The 16,210-nt window shown below is 46.3% G+C and carries 12 protein-coding genes; 8 read left to right on the plus strand and 4 right to left on the minus strand.

Annotated elements, in window-relative coordinates:
* Positions 1-65: 65 nt before the first annotated feature.
* A complete protein-coding gene (locus OU792_RS10745) occupies positions 66-497 on the minus strand; it encodes a DUF2147 domain-containing protein (RefSeq protein ID WP_222583927.1) in 432 nt (143 codons plus the stop codon).
* 488 nt (positions 498-985) lie between these two features.
* Here OU792_RS10745 and OU792_RS10750 point away from each other — a divergent pair, with 488 nt between their 5' ends.
* The 3 genes from OU792_RS10750 to OU792_RS10760 are packed head-to-tail and all read left to right on the plus strand — an operon-like array spanning position 986 to position 4,640.
* The gene (locus OU792_RS10750; RefSeq protein ID WP_222583928.1) at positions 986-1,483 is read left to right on the plus strand and encodes a DUF1648 domain-containing protein; all 498 of its coding nucleotides are present in this window, start codon (positions 986-988) and stop codon (positions 1,481-1,483) included.
* A gap of 4 nt (positions 1,484-1,487) precedes the next feature.
* Positions 1,488-2,777, plus strand: a complete 1,290-nt coding sequence (locus OU792_RS10755) for a M20/M25/M40 family metallo-hydrolase (protein ID WP_274670164.1) — start codon at positions 1,488-1,490, stop codon at positions 2,775-2,777.
* A gap of 3 nt (positions 2,778-2,780) precedes the next feature.
* Positions 2,781-4,640, plus strand: a complete 1,860-nt coding sequence (locus OU792_RS10760) for an alpha-amylase family protein (RefSeq protein WP_274670165.1) — start codon at positions 2,781-2,783, stop codon at positions 4,638-4,640.
* A gap of 264 nt (positions 4,641-4,904) precedes the next feature.
* Here the strand turns inward: OU792_RS10760 and OU792_RS10765 are convergent, their stop codons facing one another.
* Positions 4,905-5,915 (minus strand): S41 family peptidase, encoded by a 1,011-nt coding sequence (locus tag OU792_RS10765; RefSeq protein ID WP_274670166.1) that lies wholly within the window; start codon positions 5,913-5,915, stop codon positions 4,905-4,907.
* Entirely contained in the window at positions 5,912-6,718 is an 807-nt protein-coding gene (locus OU792_RS10770) for a hypothetical protein (protein ID WP_274670167.1), read from the minus strand. The genes OU792_RS10765 and OU792_RS10770 overlap by 4 nt, the downstream gene beginning before the upstream one ends.
* Before the next feature lie 161 nt (positions 6,719-6,879).
* Between OU792_RS10770 and OU792_RS10775 the strand changes: the two genes are divergently transcribed.
* Complete coding sequence (locus tag OU792_RS10775; protein ID WP_274670168.1) at positions 6,880-8,388, plus strand: sulfatase family protein; 1,509 nt, start codon at positions 6,880-6,882, stop codon at positions 8,386-8,388.
* Here OU792_RS10775 and OU792_RS10780 read toward each other — a convergent pair.
* Positions 8,372-10,006 (minus strand): sulfatase family protein, encoded by a 1,635-nt coding sequence (locus tag OU792_RS10780; protein ID WP_274670169.1) that lies wholly within the window; start codon positions 10,004-10,006, stop codon positions 8,372-8,374. The two genes, OU792_RS10775 and OU792_RS10780, sit on opposite strands and share 17 nt — an antisense overlap.
* Before the next feature lie 103 nt (positions 10,007-10,109).
* On the opposite strand from OU792_RS10780, the gene OU792_RS10785 reads away from it, so the two are divergent.
* From OU792_RS10785 to OU792_RS10800, 4 genes are all read left to right on the plus strand, one after another.
* Positions 10,110-11,039 carry a nucleoside hydrolase gene (locus OU792_RS10785; RefSeq protein ID WP_274670170.1) on the plus strand — a complete coding sequence of 310 codons (930 nt, stop codon included), beginning with the start codon at positions 10,110-10,112 and terminating at the stop codon, positions 11,037-11,039.
* A 67-nt stretch (positions 11,040-11,106) separates the two neighbouring features.
* Positions 11,107-12,621, plus strand: a complete 1,515-nt coding sequence (locus OU792_RS10790) for a Gfo/Idh/MocA family protein (RefSeq protein WP_274670171.1) — start codon at positions 11,107-11,109, stop codon at positions 12,619-12,621.
* 361 nt (positions 12,622-12,982) lie between these two features.
* Entirely contained in the window at positions 12,983-13,930 is a 948-nt protein-coding gene (locus OU792_RS10795) for a sugar phosphate isomerase/epimerase family protein (RefSeq protein WP_222583939.1), read from the plus strand.
* Between the two features lie 96 nt (positions 13,931-14,026).
* Complete coding sequence (locus tag OU792_RS10800; protein WP_274670172.1) at positions 14,027-15,829, plus strand: serine hydrolase; 1,803 nt, start codon at positions 14,027-14,029, stop codon at positions 15,827-15,829.
* The last annotated feature ends 381 nt before the right edge of the window (positions 15,830-16,210 follow it).

The following is a 16,210-nucleotide window of genomic DNA, read 5'->3' on the forward strand; positions in this document are numbered from 1 at the left end:
GTCTGTTGAAGGCCTAATATTAGCCAAATTTTCAATGGAATTCTGACCAAGGGAGAGAATAGCTACTACTTTTCCCTAGTCCATTCGACCGTACGCCCAAATAAAGAAACGCCGATATACCCTCGAACCTCCAAAATATCCTTGTCCTTCAAGGTCATCACGCAGGAATAGGTTTTCCCATTTTTAGGATCGTATATAGTCCCATTTTCCCAAGAACCATCTTCAAAAGTAAATCCCTCTAAAATCTCTAGGCCCAAAATTGGTTTATCCTGTAGCGATTCATCCGGATTATTTTCATCGGTTTTAGGCTTGCCGTTATCAGTCGGCTCCTTTAGCCAAATGATTTTCCCGAAGTATTTATTGCCTTCCTTGTAAATTTCAATCCGTCCGTCTTTCTCGGTATTGTTCCAAACTCCCAAAATAGCATCAGCATCTTGAGCCTGAATTGCCAGGGCGGAAAATAGAAAAAAAGCGAAGCTCGCGAAAAGGGTTTTCATATTGATTGAATTTGGTGATTATGTTGAATAACGAAGTCCTATTAACTTGGTTTGCGTCCAAAATAGCTAAAATTCAAATTTGAATTTAGAAGGGAATTGACTTTTGATTCATGTCAAATTCTGATGGGTTTGATCAAATAATCTAGAACATGACATCTCGCCCTCCCGATATCGCTTTTGCTAATCGGGACTGGCACTTCAGGGCTCTAATCCCTGGAATTCCTATTGTTATCCCAAATTTGTTACCCCAAATTGAATTTGGGGCTTACACAAAATGCGCCTTCAGCGCTATTGGTATTTAAACCGGAATATTAGATAAGTGCCAAAGGCACGCCCTGTTCTAACCCAGAATTCAATTCTGGGAAATATCCATAGATTTCGATATCCAAGAGCCCCAAAGGGGCGATCCGTATCAAATTTTTAATCCAATATCCTCTGATTAAAATTCCAACTTTGCCACCACCCAAATTTTCCCCTATTTTTCGCCTATGAAAAAAAGCAGGATTCATCCTTTTGATCTGACCCTTGATATTCTAGGTATAATTGCAATCCTAGCCCTCTTTGCTATTCCCACTATTTTTTATGAAAGACTTCCAGACAGTCTACCAAGACATTTTGGATCGGATGGTCTTCCTGATGCCTTTGCGGGAAAGGGGGTAATTTGGGTTTTTCCAATCCTTGGTTTTTTTATGTATCTGATAATTCGATTTATCAGTACCCTTCCCGAATTAATTAATCTGCCGTTCAAAGTTAATCCAAGTGAAAGCGAATCTCAGAAAAAGAAATATGGAAGAATGATTCGTATACTCAATGTAGCTGTCATTTTCACCTTCCTTTTTTTAACCTTCAATACGATTGAAATCGGCTTGGGAAATCAAACTAAACTCCCTACAGGCTTCAAGTCAATCACTTTATTTTTACTTTTCGGGATACCCTCTATATTCATCATTCCTGATTGGTTGAAATCACGAAAATTCAAATCCTAAAAAGATGAAAAAATTCACCCTAATCCTAATCCTTGCGGTGTCTCCGCTTTTCTCCTTTGCGCAGCAAAAACTCAATAAAGACGAGCAGAAACTGATAGAACTGATCGACAAAAACTACCAAGAGACGGTCGCACTTCTCGAGGAAGTCATCAACATCAATTCCGGCTCGCTCAACAAGGAAGGTGTGCGGGAAGTAGGACGTGTTTTCGCCCGGGAATTTGAAAAAATCGGCTTTCAAACCGAGTGGGTCGAAGTGCCTGCGGAAGTGAACCGAGCAGGGCATTTTGTCGCCACACGGAAAGGAACGAAAGGCAAAAAACTCTTTCTGATCGGGCATATTGATACGGTTTTTGAAAAAGACATGCCCTTCACTCCCTTCACTTGGCTGAATGACAGTACTGCCACCGGACAAGGCGCCAATGACATGAAAGGCGGAGATGTGCTGGTTTTTGCCAGCCTGAAAGCGCTTCACGAACTCGGACTCTTGGAGGACCGAACCGTGACTGTGTATTTTATGGGAGATGAGGAAAGTTCGGGAGACAATGAGCTTTCTAGGAGAGATTTTATCGAGCGATCCAAATCCCACGATATCGCCCTAGGCTATGAGACAGCACAGGGATTCAATACGGTAACGGTTGCACGAAGAGGTTCCAGTGGCTGGACTTTAAAAACCTCCGGTCGGCAAAGTCATTCCAGTGGGGTTTTCCGCGAAAGTGTGGGCTATGGCGCCATCTATGAAGCTGCCCGAATTTTGACAGAGTTTCGGGAAGAACTGGCCGGTGAGCAGTACCTCACCTTCAACCCGGGACAAATTATCGGCGGTTCGGATATTTCCTATGACGACATCACCGGAAGAGGAGAGGCCTTGGGGAAGACCAACATCGTAGCAAGAGAAGCCTACGTGACTGGAGATTTGCGCTTTTTGGGAGAAGAACAAAAAGAGCGAACCCGTGCTAAAATGAAAGAAATAGTGGATCGAAATCTCAATCAAACCGATGCTGAAATCACATTCCGAGATGGGATACCATCTATGAGCCCTCGGGAAGAAAACTTCGAATTGGCAGCTGTCCTGAATCAGGTCAGTTTGGATATGGGATTGGGTGAAGTGAAGCCAGGCGATCCGGGAAGCCGGGGCGCGGCTGATATCGCCTATGTGGCCGAAATTCTCCCCGGCTTGGATGGTTTGGGGGCTTCGGGTCGCGGTGCGCATGCTCCAGGCGAAACCATCAACATGAAGCAATTCCCTGATTTGATAAAAAGAAATACGATTTTATTGTACCGATTGACTCGATAACTGATGAAGAAATTTTTAATTCCGGCGGTCATGGTAGCTGCAGCCCTTTCCTGCCAAGCTCCAAAGCCTCTAGACACTACACCTATGAAACCCCAGAAAATAGTCGTTTATCAGGTTTTTACCCGCCTTTTTGGCAATACGAATACCACCAACAAACCTTGGGGAACCAAGGAAGAAAACGGTGTTGGGAAGTTTAACGACTTCACAGATACTGCCTTGGAAGAGATCAAAAAGCTTGGGGTGTCCCATATCTGGTACACGGGAGTCCCGCATCATGGAGTGATTGGAGATTTTCCGGAGATCGGTGTGAGTTCAGATGATCCGGATGTGATCAAAGGAAGGGCTGGTTCCCCTTACGCCGTACGGGATTACTATCAGGTCAATCCCGATATGGCCGTGGATGTGACCAAGCGAATGGAAGAATTTGAAGCCCTGATTGCACGAACTCATAAGCATGGGATGAAAGTGATCATCGACATTGTACCCAATCATGTTTCCCGGCATTACGAGGGGAAAAACAATCCCGAAGGAGTGAAAGATTTCGGAGCGGATGATGATAAAACGGTCGAATACGCCAAGGATAACAACTTTTACTATATCCCGGGAGAAGCTTTTCAGGTACCCGAACCCAAAAATGGCTATCAACCACTTGGTGGGGAAAAGCATCCCTTGGCTGACGGGAAATTTGATGAGAACCCTGCTAAATGGACAGGAAATGGTTCACGATTAGCTCAGCCTGATTTCTATGATTGGTACGAGACAGTTAAAATCAATTATGGAGTAAGTCCCGATGGAAAAAAGGATTTTGACGAACTGCCTACCGGCGCGGATTCCTTGGATTGGAAAGCACATTATGACTTTTGGCAGGGCAAAGAAGTGCCGGATTCATGGAAAAAGTTCAAGGACATCACCCAGTTTTGGTTGGGAAAAGGAGTGGACGGATTCCGCTTTGATATGGCCGAGATGGTTCCGGTAGAGTTCTGGTCCTATTTGAATTCCCATATCAAAAAGACCAATCCGGAAGCATTTCTTCTGGCCGAAGTGTACAACCCAAGTCTCTACAGAGACTACATCCACAAGGGAAAAATGGATTACCTCTACGACAAGGTGGAGCTGTACGACACCCTGAAGCATATCATGCAGGGTCATGGTTCGACGGATAATTTGGTGCCTATTCTGGAAGGATTGAAAGACATTGAGCACCACATGCTGCACTTTCTGGAAAACCATGACGAGCAGCGCATTGCCAGTCCGGAGTTTGCGGGGAATCCCTGGAAAGCCATGCCTGCTATGGTGGTTTCTGCAACGGTTTCTACTTCTCCTACCATGATCTATTTTGGGCAGGAAGTGGGCGAATCGGGAGCAGAAGATGCTGGTTTTGGTGATCCCAGCCGAACCTCCATCTTTGATTACATCGGTGTACCGCAGCATCAGAAATGGATGAACGGAGGTAAATTTGACGGAGGACAACTTTCAGCCAATGAAAAAGCGCTGCGAAACTACTACTCCGAAGTGCTGAACTTCACCAGAAACAGTTCGGCGCTGATGGGAGAGTATATGGAATTGCATTCATTTAACCGAAAGCAAAATCCAGCCTACACAGACAAAGCCTTTGCTTTTGCTCGCTGGGATGAAAGTCAGAAGCTAATAGTGGTAACCAACTTTGATGAATTCAAATCGGTGAAAACAACACTCAAACTTTCTCCGGAACTGCTGAAGACATGGAATCTGGAAAAAGGCGAGCGGGAGATCAAAGAGTTGATGTTTGGAAAAAAGAAGACGAAGCTCCGGGTCACTGATCAAGGGGCTGAGATCGATTTGGAATTGGGGCCTTGGGAATCGGCGGTGTTTGAGGTGAAGTAAAAATGTGAACCCCGAAGAACACGAAGAAACGCAAAGGATTAGATTTCATTTCTATGCAGATTTCCAACTTTGCAGGAATTCTAGCGATTTATAGCCAAAATCTCGAAAATCAAATTCAATACTTATTCAATTCGATCTATTCAACCAAGCAAACTTGGTCTTAAATTTTTGAATTTTTAATGTAAGCACTACTTTTTAACCTAAATATTGAGGTCAGAAATTGCTTTCACCTCAAAATAGCTGATTTTTAAGGCCATTAATACACTAACGCCCCTCCTTCACATACTCGATCGCCCGCTCCAAGATCGGATCTCGCCCTGCCGCAATGTCCTCAGGAGTCATTTCTACACGGATGTCAACTGGGACTCCTCCTTCGAAGTTAAGCCCGTCTACCGTGTAGCCAATCGTACTGCTGTAATTGAAATACCAGCCATTCGGTAAATCGTAGCCTGCCGGCACGCCGCAGCCACCCCCGGTATCATCTCCCATCAGCACCACATCAGGCAAGGCTTTGGTGTAGGCGGCAAAATAACTTCCCGCGCTGTAAACCGTCCGATTGGTCAGCACCACGATTCGTCCAGAAAATTTGGGATTTTCTGTATCAGGATCTAAAAAAACTTCCTTTTCCTCCGAAAAATCATCCGGTGCGGGACCGGTTTTCAACTGATAGGAATACAACCTGGTTCGCTCTGAAATGATCCGGGAGATGATTTTCAGCCCGTTTGCCGGATCTCCGCCTTCGTTGTTTCGGATGTCGATAACTACCCCCAGCAGGCCTTTAAAGCGATCCAGGACAAAATCCAATTCCGAATCCAAAATTGGCGTTGCAAAACTTCGATAATGGATGTATCCCACTCCTTCAATTTCCTGATTGAGTAAAAACCCAGTAATGCGGTAATCCCCAAGATAATTTTGCTCCAAAACATCAAAACTGTAATTAGCAGGTTCGCCCAAATAGGGTAAATACCTACTAATATCGAAAGGTGTGCGAAGATTAACATGACCGTCACGAAGCGTATTGAGCATGGCTGCAAATACATCATAAAGCTCGGTATCGCTTTGGGCCTGAAGGGCCAACGGACGATACACATTTCTTACACTATCCCAGTCGATTTTTTTATAGTCAAAAAGCGAATAGCGCTCATTCATCACTTCCCAGAGCACATCAAAATTCTCAGCATTTGTATTTTCCGGCTGGGAGTCTAGAAAGAGCTGTTCACATGATCCACAAACAAGCAAAATACACAGGGTCCAAATTCCAGTTAGCTTTTTCATTTGGTGCGCATTAGAAAGTTGATACCAAAAGTATGAGCGGCGGTCTGCACCGGATTGGGATCCTGAAAGGAATAGTACTCCCAATTGTAAATCACACGGATTTTATTTCCCCCGGCGATGGGAAACTCGATGAAGTTATCAAACTGAATTCTGGGAAAATCCCCTAGCCAACTCACGCTGGTATTTTCAAACAATTGACTTTCGAAACTCCGCTCCGGATCCAAAAAGTCCGGAACACCAGCATAAATGGGCCGGGATATGTACCCGATTACCGGAAGCTTAAGTCCAATGTTTCCTTTCATCGCTTTACCAAAAAGCTCAAAACTCCGGCGGTAACGAACCTCAGCCTGAAGATTCCCGCTGAAATCATAGTTTATTGCGCTATTGTCCCAGCGGGGAGAGTAGCGAACATGGATCAGGTGGGAAAGCGATGGCCCGAGCCACCAGTCACTTTTTTCATCAGCTATTAGCCGGAAAAGGGAGGAATAGGTGATTTCATTCCAATAGGAAGTGATCTGTGGCTGCTGATATCTACCCAGATTCTGCCCGATTTCAAACTCTCTGGTTTTCAATGGACCTATGCTTCCTTCAAATTGGAAACTGCTTAATTTTTTTGGCTTTTGCCGCTCATGGTTTAGCATGAAATAGATGGGTGCCCCAGAATAGCGACTTCGGGTGATGAGTTGGTCTTGGACGATTTGGGATCGTAAACCAATTGCCAAGCCCCAATAGCCTTCTTTTTCTTGGGCTTTGAGGGATTGGAAACCCAAAAGCAAAACCAAGATGATGGTGATTCTTTTCAAAACAGTGCGGTTTGGTCAAAAGTAAAAGTTAATTCTTAAGTAGTAGATGCACGATTTAGCCCAATGGATGCATCGAGTTTAATTTTTTTCTCCACTTGCAATCAAGAGATACCTTTGGAATCAACCCGACAGCAAACTAAATTCAGGAAAATGCCTAGCCTATGAAAAGCCTACTACTAGCATCATCTCTTTTTTTCTGCTCACTATTTGCGACAAAAGCCCAAAGCAAACAACCCAATATCCTCTTCCTGATTGCCGACGATTGGTCTTTTCCCCATGCCGGAGTCTATGGTGACCAGGTGGTCAGAACCCCAACCTTCGACCGATTGGCTGCTGAGGGAGCACTTTTTACCAATGCCTACACCGCCTCGCCTTCCTGTTCCCCTTCCCGGGCTTCTATTCTTCTGGGCCGCTATCCTCATCAGAATGGCGCTGGGGGAAATCTCTGGTCGGAATTTCCCAATGCAAATCCTACCTATGTGCAGATTTTGGAAAAAGCAGGGTATTTTACAGGTTCCACGCGAAAAGGTTGGGGACCGGGAGAGTTTAAAGTGACAGGTTTTGAGCACAATCCTGCCGGGAAAAGCTTTGCAGATTTTACCGCTTTTTTGAAGGAAAGAAAGGCTGGAGAACCCTTCACTTTTTGGTTTGGTAGCTCGGATCCACACCGGGAGTATGTGGCCAATACGGGAATTCAGGCTGGGATGAAATTGGAGAATGTGGTGGTTCCCGGCTTTTTCCCTGATAATGATTGTGTGCGAAATGATATCTTGGATTACTACTTTGAGATAGAGCGTTTTGACCGGGAGTGCGGGCAGTTGATTGCGATGCTGGAAGACATCGGCGAACTCGACAACACCATCATCGTGATGACGAGTGATAATGGGATGCCATTTCCACGAGCCAAGGCCAATCTCTACGACTTCGGCACGCGAATGCCATTAGCAATCCGTTGGCCTAAAAAAGTCAAGGCCGGAACAGTAATTCATGATTTTGTGAATTTCGTGGACTTTGCGCCAAGCTTTGTGGAGGCGGCGGGGCTATCGCAAAATTCCATGTCCGGGCAATCCCTGTGGGCACTTTTGGCAGGAGAAAAGAAGGATCGAAACCAAGTTTTCCTCGAACGAGAGCGCCATGCGAATGTACGGAAAGGCGATCTGAGCTATCCGATGCGCGCAGTACGAAATCAGGATTATCTCTACATCTGGAATCCCATGCCAGAACGCAATCCTGTCGGAGATCCGACCGTGCATCAGTCGGTTGGCCAATATGGAGATGTGGACCACTCCATTACCAAATTCTTGATTATGGCGATGGAAGGAAAAGCCAAAGTTGGACAACTGGATCTGTTTCAACTCAGCTTTGGCCTGCGGCCTGAAGAAGAACTCTACGATGTGAAAAAGGATCCCTATCAGCTGCATAACCTGGCCGCTGACCCGGCTTTTGCCAAAGTCAAAATTGCGCTTCGCCAACAACTTTTAGCTTGGATGGAAGAGACGAATGACCCCCGATTTAAAGATCCAAGATCGACCTTTTGGGATCAGGTACGCTACACACCGGACTATCAGATGAAGGATATCGACTGGCAAAAACAGATAGAAGAATATAGGATTCGCCCGCCTTTTGGTTCGGTGAAGGAGATTCCCTGCTTGCCTAGTTCACAACAATAGCTTTTTCAGCCGAATCATACCCTATCCGATGGGTATTCACATACAGGGAATCTCCTGCCGTCGCCTCAAAAGGCCCGGTGTATATCTTCCAAGCATCACCACTGGACTTTCTCCAGCCGATTAGAGCTGAAGGTGTAGGGCAAGTAAGGGTGACCTTCCCTTCGGAGAAACTCACCTCAGCTTCCGCAGTGACTGGTGGATTTTCTGCTCCATTCCACCAGTTTCGGACCATTTCCATTTCATTCATTTCACCCTTGTCCCCGTACTTCACCACCCAATCCTCATGTGCTTTGCGAAGCTCAGCAAGCTTTTCAGCGTAGTCTTGATTGCCTGCCAGATTGGTAAATTCCCAAGGGTCAGATTGAGTGTCGTAAAGTTCTTCCTCAGGCTTACTTTGGGCAAACCAGCGGGCTTGATTTTCATTGAGTGCCCCATTTTCATTCAGTTCGAGCAAATGAACCATCAGGGGATTTTGAAGACGATATTGGATATTTTGGTAATTCGGCTTCTCAGGCATGTAGTTTCTGATGTATTTAAAACGTCCATCTGAAACTGCCCTTACCCGATCGTATTCGGAGTCCATACGATCCCGTGCGGCATAAATGTATTTTCGAGGCTCCGACTTTTGCTCACCCAAAAAGGCCTGTCCCTGCATACTTTCAGGAATGGGAATTCCTGCCAAAGAAAGTAGTGTTGGCCCAAAATCCACAAAACTGACCAGTTCATCCGTCTTTGTCCCTCCTTCCAGCCAAGGTGCTTTCACCAAAAGTGGCACTTTCAACCCCCGGTCGTACAATTCCCGCTTGAAATAGGGCATCCCATCCCCGTGATCGGAATAGAAGAAAATGATCGTATTCTCATACAATCCATCTTCTTTCAGCTGGGCAATCACCTCTCCGACTTGGGCATCCATCCGCATCACGTTGGTGATGAAGCGAGCAAGAGTTCTTCGGGTAAGGGAATCATCTGGATAGACTGGCGCCACTCTCACGTCCTTTGGATCCACCAGCAAGCTGTCCTGACCCTCCCGAGCCCAAACCTGGGATTCATGGGTGGTGGTAAAGTTGAAAATGGAGAAAAAAGGCTGGTTTTTATCAGGCCGGTTGCGATAGTGGGCATTGCGGCTGCTTTCATCCCACATCATCACCGGACTGCGGAATTGATAATCCTCCTTCACATTATTGCTTACGTAATAGCCTGCCATCCTCAAGTGTACTGGATAGGGCCACATTCCTTCAGGCAACACGGCAGAATACCCCTTAAATCCTGGAGGATAAGCATCGCCTGCCGCTGCAGATGGAGCCAAAGTCCGCATATGATGGGCCCCAATGGAAGTTTGATAGGCCCCAGTGATCAAAGCTGCCCGACTAGGAGCACAGACTCCTGCTGTGGAAAAGGCATTCTGGTATTGCAGAGATTCCGCTGCCAAAGCGTTCAGGTTCGGCGTCTTCCCTCCTGTGCCTCCATAGCTTTCCAGATGTTCGGGAGACATATCCTCCACGACGATCCAAACGATGTTGGGTCTATCGGGATAGGTAATTTGTTCCGATTGGGGAGTTTTTACCTGGCAGGAGAAAAGAAAAAAGCCAAGGAGAAGAGATAGAACAAGCTTTTGCATGGCGGATTGATTTATTCGCTTAAGATAAGCTTTTCTGGAAATTAGCTTGCCTACCCTTTTTGAAACAATCTTTTTATCTTGGGAGGTAAACCTTTAGAAACCTATGAAAATCCCCTTTTTCCTTGTTCTCTCTTATCTTTTCTTAATCCAAAGCCTCGCATTCGCCCAGCAGAAAGTCTGGTTGGATTCCGACACTGGCAATGAGATGGACGACCTCTACGCCATCGCCTACCTGGTCAAGGTCCCGGGAATCGATCTGATCGGGCTGAGTTCGGCCCACTTCAACAATGCCGATCTGAATGTCTTCGAAAAGTGGAATGCCTACGAAACCGCCACACTCAAGCCCGTCGAAGAAAGTCAGCGCCTCAATGAGGAAATCCTCACGGCCATGGGACGAATGGACATCCCCCATCCTTTGGGTGCAGACCGGCAGATTGGCAGGGCTTGGGGACAGCAGGACCCGAGAGATTCTCCGGCAGCCCAGGCCATTATCGCCGAAGCCCGGAAGATGAAAGGAGAAGAAAAGCTCCATGTCCTGACACTTGGGGCCATGACCAATGTGGCCACAGCATTGATTTTGGCACCCGATATCAAAGATAAAATCCGACTTTTCTCCTTGGGTTCTTGGTACACGCCTGAATCTCGGGCTTGGAACAAAAGTGAATTCAATATACGCTGTGATCTGAATGCCTTCGATTATCTTTTGAATCTGGAAGGATTGGACTTCACCATCATGACCACGACGACTTCCTTTGCCTTGAAGTTTGACCGGGACGATACCTATGCGAGACTGGATGAAAACGTGGCAATCGAAAAGATTTTGGCAGATCGTTGGCGAGTTCACAACCCACAGGACAAAACCCGGGTGATGTGGGATTTGGCATTGGTGATGGCTTACATTCATCCCGAATGGGCGACGGTTTCATCGGTGATGACTCCTCCGGAAAATACTCCTCGAGTGGTCCAAGTCTATACTGAGATCGATGCGGATAAGATGCACCAGGAGTTTTGGAGGTTACTTAAAGAGAGTTGAAACAATTTGATTCCCCTTTTTCACCGCAATTCCCTAAATTTCAATTCAAACCCAAAAAACCTTAATCATGTCTAAATCCAACCACTTGAACCGCCGGGATTTTCTGGCCTCCGCTGCTACTTTTGCCGCCTCATTCACCATTGTCCCTTCAAATGTAATCGCGGGATTAGGCAAAATCCCTCCATCCGATCAATTGACGGTAGCCAATATCGGTTGCGGAACCCAGGGACTAAGGGAGATGGGAAGCCTTTTGCAAAATCCCAAAGTGCGGGTGGTAGCCGTCTGCGATGTGAATAAATTCTCAACCGATTACTTTGACTGGTCACCTTATGGAATCCGAAATGATATTCGAAGAACCATCGTAGACGATTCCTGGTGGGAAGGCAAACCAGGGATCCCCGGAGGCAGGGAAATTGGACAGGAATATGTGGAAAAATATTACGCCCAAAACCAAGCTTCCGGCCAATACAAAGGCTGCGCGAGCTACGAAGACTATCGAGAACTATTCGCCAAAGAAAGTGGAATCGACGTAGTCAAAATCATGACTCCCGACCATACTCATGCGCCAATCGCTTTAGCAGCTATGGACCAGAAAATGCATGTGGTTACCCACAAGCCCATCGCCAACAGACTGCTAGAAGGAAGAAAGGTCATCCAAAAGGCGAAAGATACTGGGTTAGTGACTCACTTGCTGGCTTGGTCCGATCGACCCGAATACAGACAAATCAAAGCTTGGATGGATGCCGGGCTGATCGGGGAATTGCAAGAAATCCACAATTGGTCCTATAGGCCCGTTTGGCAGCAGTGGACCAAGAGACCTTCAGAATCTCAACCTATCCCAGATGGCTTGAACTGGGAACTTTGGCTTGGACCGGTGCCTGATATGCCCTATCACAAAAACTACACGCACAATGTATTCCGTGGTTGGTACGAGTTCGGTGGTGGATCTGTAGCGGATATGGGGCATTACAGTTTGTTTCCGCTTTTTGAAACTTTGGGCATCGATCGAAGTCCCGTTTCCGCTCGGGCTTTTGGAACCACGACGCGTGAGGAAGTCAATCAGGTCTACCAATGGGTCAAAAATGACGTAGCCTTTCCGGCTAGCTGCACGATCAAGTGGAATTTCCCAGCCCAAGCTTCCCTTCCTGCTTTTGACCTGTTTTGGTATGATGGCGGAATGAAGCCTTTTGCACCGGAAGAACTGGAAATGGACGGAAAAGATACTCCTGAAGAAGGTTTGCTAATCGTGGGAACAAAAGGCAAAATTTTGGGAGGATTCCGTGGAGAAAGTCCGGTGCTTTTACCAGAAAGTACCATGATGGCAGGCCGAGATTCCGAACGGATCAACTCACGGGAAGTGGACCGTAAAACCGACCAATGGGTAGATGCCATGCTGGAAAAGCGACAGACCCCGGGGAGCTTTACCCGTGCTCAATGCATTACCGACACGATCAACCTGGGAGCTATTGCGCTGAGAGCAGGAAAAAAGGTGGATTTCGATTCTAACTTGGTCAAAATCACCAATGATGAAGATGCAAATCAGTTGCTGACAAGGGAGTATCGAAGCGGATGGGAGATTTGATAGAGTAGGCTTCTGCGTCATTGCGAGGGCCACAACTAAAAGCTAAAAACCTTTCCTTTTCCTAGATGGCCCGAAGCAAACTATCTTTCCAATCATTTCTCCTTTAAGACTGCCCGCCTCCCGGAGGGCAGGCTTCGCTTCGCTCGCAGTGACGGTCCACTCCCTGCCTTGTCGGTAGTCAGCCTCGCAGTGACGGTCAACCTCGAAGTAACGATCTAGACGTCATTGCGAGGGCCAGAAAAAAGCCAAAAGCTATTCTTTTTCCTAGATGGCCCGAAGCAATCTCTTTAGCCAAAGACAATCTCTCTCAAATTCATTAACTTAGAACATCACAACTAATAATCCATTAACCCAATCCCCCATGACCAATCGAAGAACCTTCCTCAAAAACACCAGTCTGGCAGCAGCTGCCTTAGGGCTGGGAGTCCCTGAATTTGCGCTAGCCAAATCTAAAGCTGACCCGATTTTTAAAATCTCTTTGGCACAATGGTCCGTCAATCCGCTTTTGTTTGGTGGGAAAATGGACAACCTGGATTTTGCAGTCGAAGCTAAAAAGCATGGCTTTGATGCAGTGGAGTATGTCAACCAGTTTTTCATGGATAAGGCTCAGGATAAAGCCTATCTCCAAGAAATGAAAACCCGTTCCGAAGGAGAAGGCGTCACCAACGTATTGATTATGGTGGACCGGGAAGGTCAGCTGGGTGCCGCAACCTCCGAAGAGCGAAAGCAAACCGTAGAAAACCATAAAAAATGGGTGGAAGCTGCCAAGTTTCTCGGGTGCCACTCCATCAGGGTGAATGCATATACCGCCGTCCCCTTCAGTCAGGACCCTAAGCAAGAGCAGGAGGCAATCAACGTTTGTAGCTCCACGCTTCGAAGAATATGTGAATTCGCCAATGATTTTGATATCAATGTCATCATAGAGAATCACGGAGGCTTTTCCTCCAATGGCACTTGGCTCGCCGAACTCATCAGACAAACGGAACACCCTCGGGCAGGCACTTTGCCTGACTTTGGAAACTTTGTCATGAAGCGGGATGGAGATCAAATTCTTAGCTACGATTCCTATCGAGGAGTAGATCAATTGATGCCTCGTGCCAAAGGAGTCAGTCTCAAACCTAGGGTTTGGGATGACAATGGACGCGAATTTGGATTGGATTATACACGAATGATGAAAATCGTCCTTGCCCATGATTATCATGGCTATGTAGGAATTGAGCATGGAGAGCGAGGCCGTGAATGGGAAACCATCGAGGAGGTTCGGGTCAATCTGGATCAGGTTAGAAGGACCTTAGAAAATGCCGGCTAAGGCATAAAACCATCCTGAATTCTTCAAATTGCCCCAAATAAGTCTATCTGTTTTTGGGGCAATTTTTTATTATTGTTTATCCTAAACCATTTTATCATGCGCCGACTTCTCCTCGCCCTCCTCCTTCTCAGCTTTTTTACAAGCCCCTCCTTTTCTCAGAAAAAGCCGGATGTATTCAAAACCCTGGACTCCGAACTCGAAAAAGCCCGCGTTGCGCTGAAAACTCCGGGTTTTGCGGTAGCCATTGTTCAAAAGGATCAGATCGTCTATGCAAAAGGATTTGGCTACAAGGATGTGGAAAATCAGGTTCCGGTGACAGAAAACACGCTTTTTGCCATTGGTTCCTCTTCCAAAGCGTTTACCTCTGCTGTCTTGGGCGTTTTGAGTAAGGATGAAAAAATCGACTTTGACGAGAGGCCCGGAAAATACATTCCCGAACTCCGATTTGCCGAACCCTGGATGAATGAACAAATTATCGTCAAGGATCTAATGGCACACCGGACGGGATTGCCGAGGCATGACTTTTCTTGGTTTATGTTTCCTTCCGAGTCTAAATCCGAACTGATCAAGCGCATCGAATTTCAGGAGCCTTTCACCGGACTTCGGCAGCAGTGGTACTACAACAACTGGATGTTTTTCCTCCAAGGAGAAATCGGAGCCCGTCTCACAGGTAAGACTTGGGAGCAAAATGTGAAAGAACTCTTTTTTGACAAATTGGGCATGACCCGAAGTAATTTCCGCATTCCGGAGATGGAAAAGGATGCTGATAAATCCTTTGGCTATTCTGTGGAGCTGGACGGAAAAACCAGCAAAATGGACTACTACAACATCGCAGCCATGGGTCCTGCAGGAGCGATCAATTCCAGCGTTCCCGAGATGTCCAACTGGCTGATCACCTGGATCAACGGTGGGAAATTCAAGGGCGAACAAATCATCCCTGAAGACTACGTCAAGGAAGCCATGAGTGCCCAAATGGTCGTCTCAGCCGGCACTCCTTCCAAAGAGCATCCCGATGTGCAATTTTCCAACTATGGCTATGGCTGGTTTTTGGCTTCCTACCGGGGACATTATCGGGTGGAGCATGGGGGAAATATCGACGGATTTTCAGCTTCCGCATCCTTCTTCCCCACAGATAGCCTAGGGATCATGATTCTGACCAATCAAAATGGCTCTCCACTTCCCAATGTGGTCAGAAATATGATTGCCGATCGCATGCTGAATCTGGAACCTGCGGATTGGTTGGGCGAGACAGTCAAGCGACTCGAGGAAGCCAAAGAAGCACAGGCCAAGGCGAAAGCTGCCGCAGACTCTACGGCGAAAGTCAGCCTGACCAAGCCTTCTCACATTTTAATGGACTACACCGGTACTTACGAACATCCAGGCTATGGCAAAATGGAGATTGACCTGAAAAATGATACGCTCTTTGTGCAGACAGGTCTCTTGGGTGGATTCTTGGAACACAAAGATTACGACACCTTCAACATGTACTTAATCTATCAGGGTGAGCCCAATAAGGACAACGCCTTTCCTTTTCAGTTTGTCAGCAATATGACCGGAGATATTTCCGGATTGAAAGCACCTTTTGAGCCTGCTCTCGACCCAATCGAATTCAAGCGAACCCCGAAGGAAAACGAGCTTTCGATAGATGACTTGAAAAAGTACGAAGGAGCCTATCTCCTGATGGGTGTGCAGGAAGTGAAGGTTTACATCAAAGAGGAAAAGCTCTATGCTTTCGTTCCCGGTCAGCCTGAGTACGAACTTGTCAATATCGGCGAGCACGAATTCAACCTGAAAGTATTAGAGGGCTTTAAGGTGAAGTTTGAGGAAAAAGACGGAGAAATTATTGCCGTGAGCTTTATTCAGCCTAATGGGACGTTTAGAGGGGAGAAGCAGGAATAATTTACCTTAAGGAACTTAACTCAAAGGTATTTAAAGAAAGAACAGAGACTTTTCTGCTGTCAACCAAACCTTTTATTCAGGAACCGAGGATTTGCAGAAGAATCTGTTATATAGTACCTTATAGTATGATATTGCGATTAAGACTACTTCTTCTTTTTACATTTGTTTCTATACTCTGTTTTGGTCAAAATGAAAAAACGAAAAGTGCAACCAAAAGCATTTTTCGCAATCAGCCAAAAATCAGGATTGATTTTTCTGATATGTACACAGCTGCAGAGGTAGAAATAGACGAAAACAAAAAATACCTAATTCAAACCGCGGTCGGGCTAAAAAATCGATTTATTGTTAACAGAGGGACTAAAGTCGAAATTGGGGAAAGTC

Origin of the sequence: Algoriphagus sp. NF, assembly GCF_028823735.1 — a bacterium.
Taxonomy (GTDB): Bacteria; Bacteroidota; Bacteroidia; order Cytophagales; family Cyclobacteriaceae; genus Algoriphagus; species Algoriphagus marincola.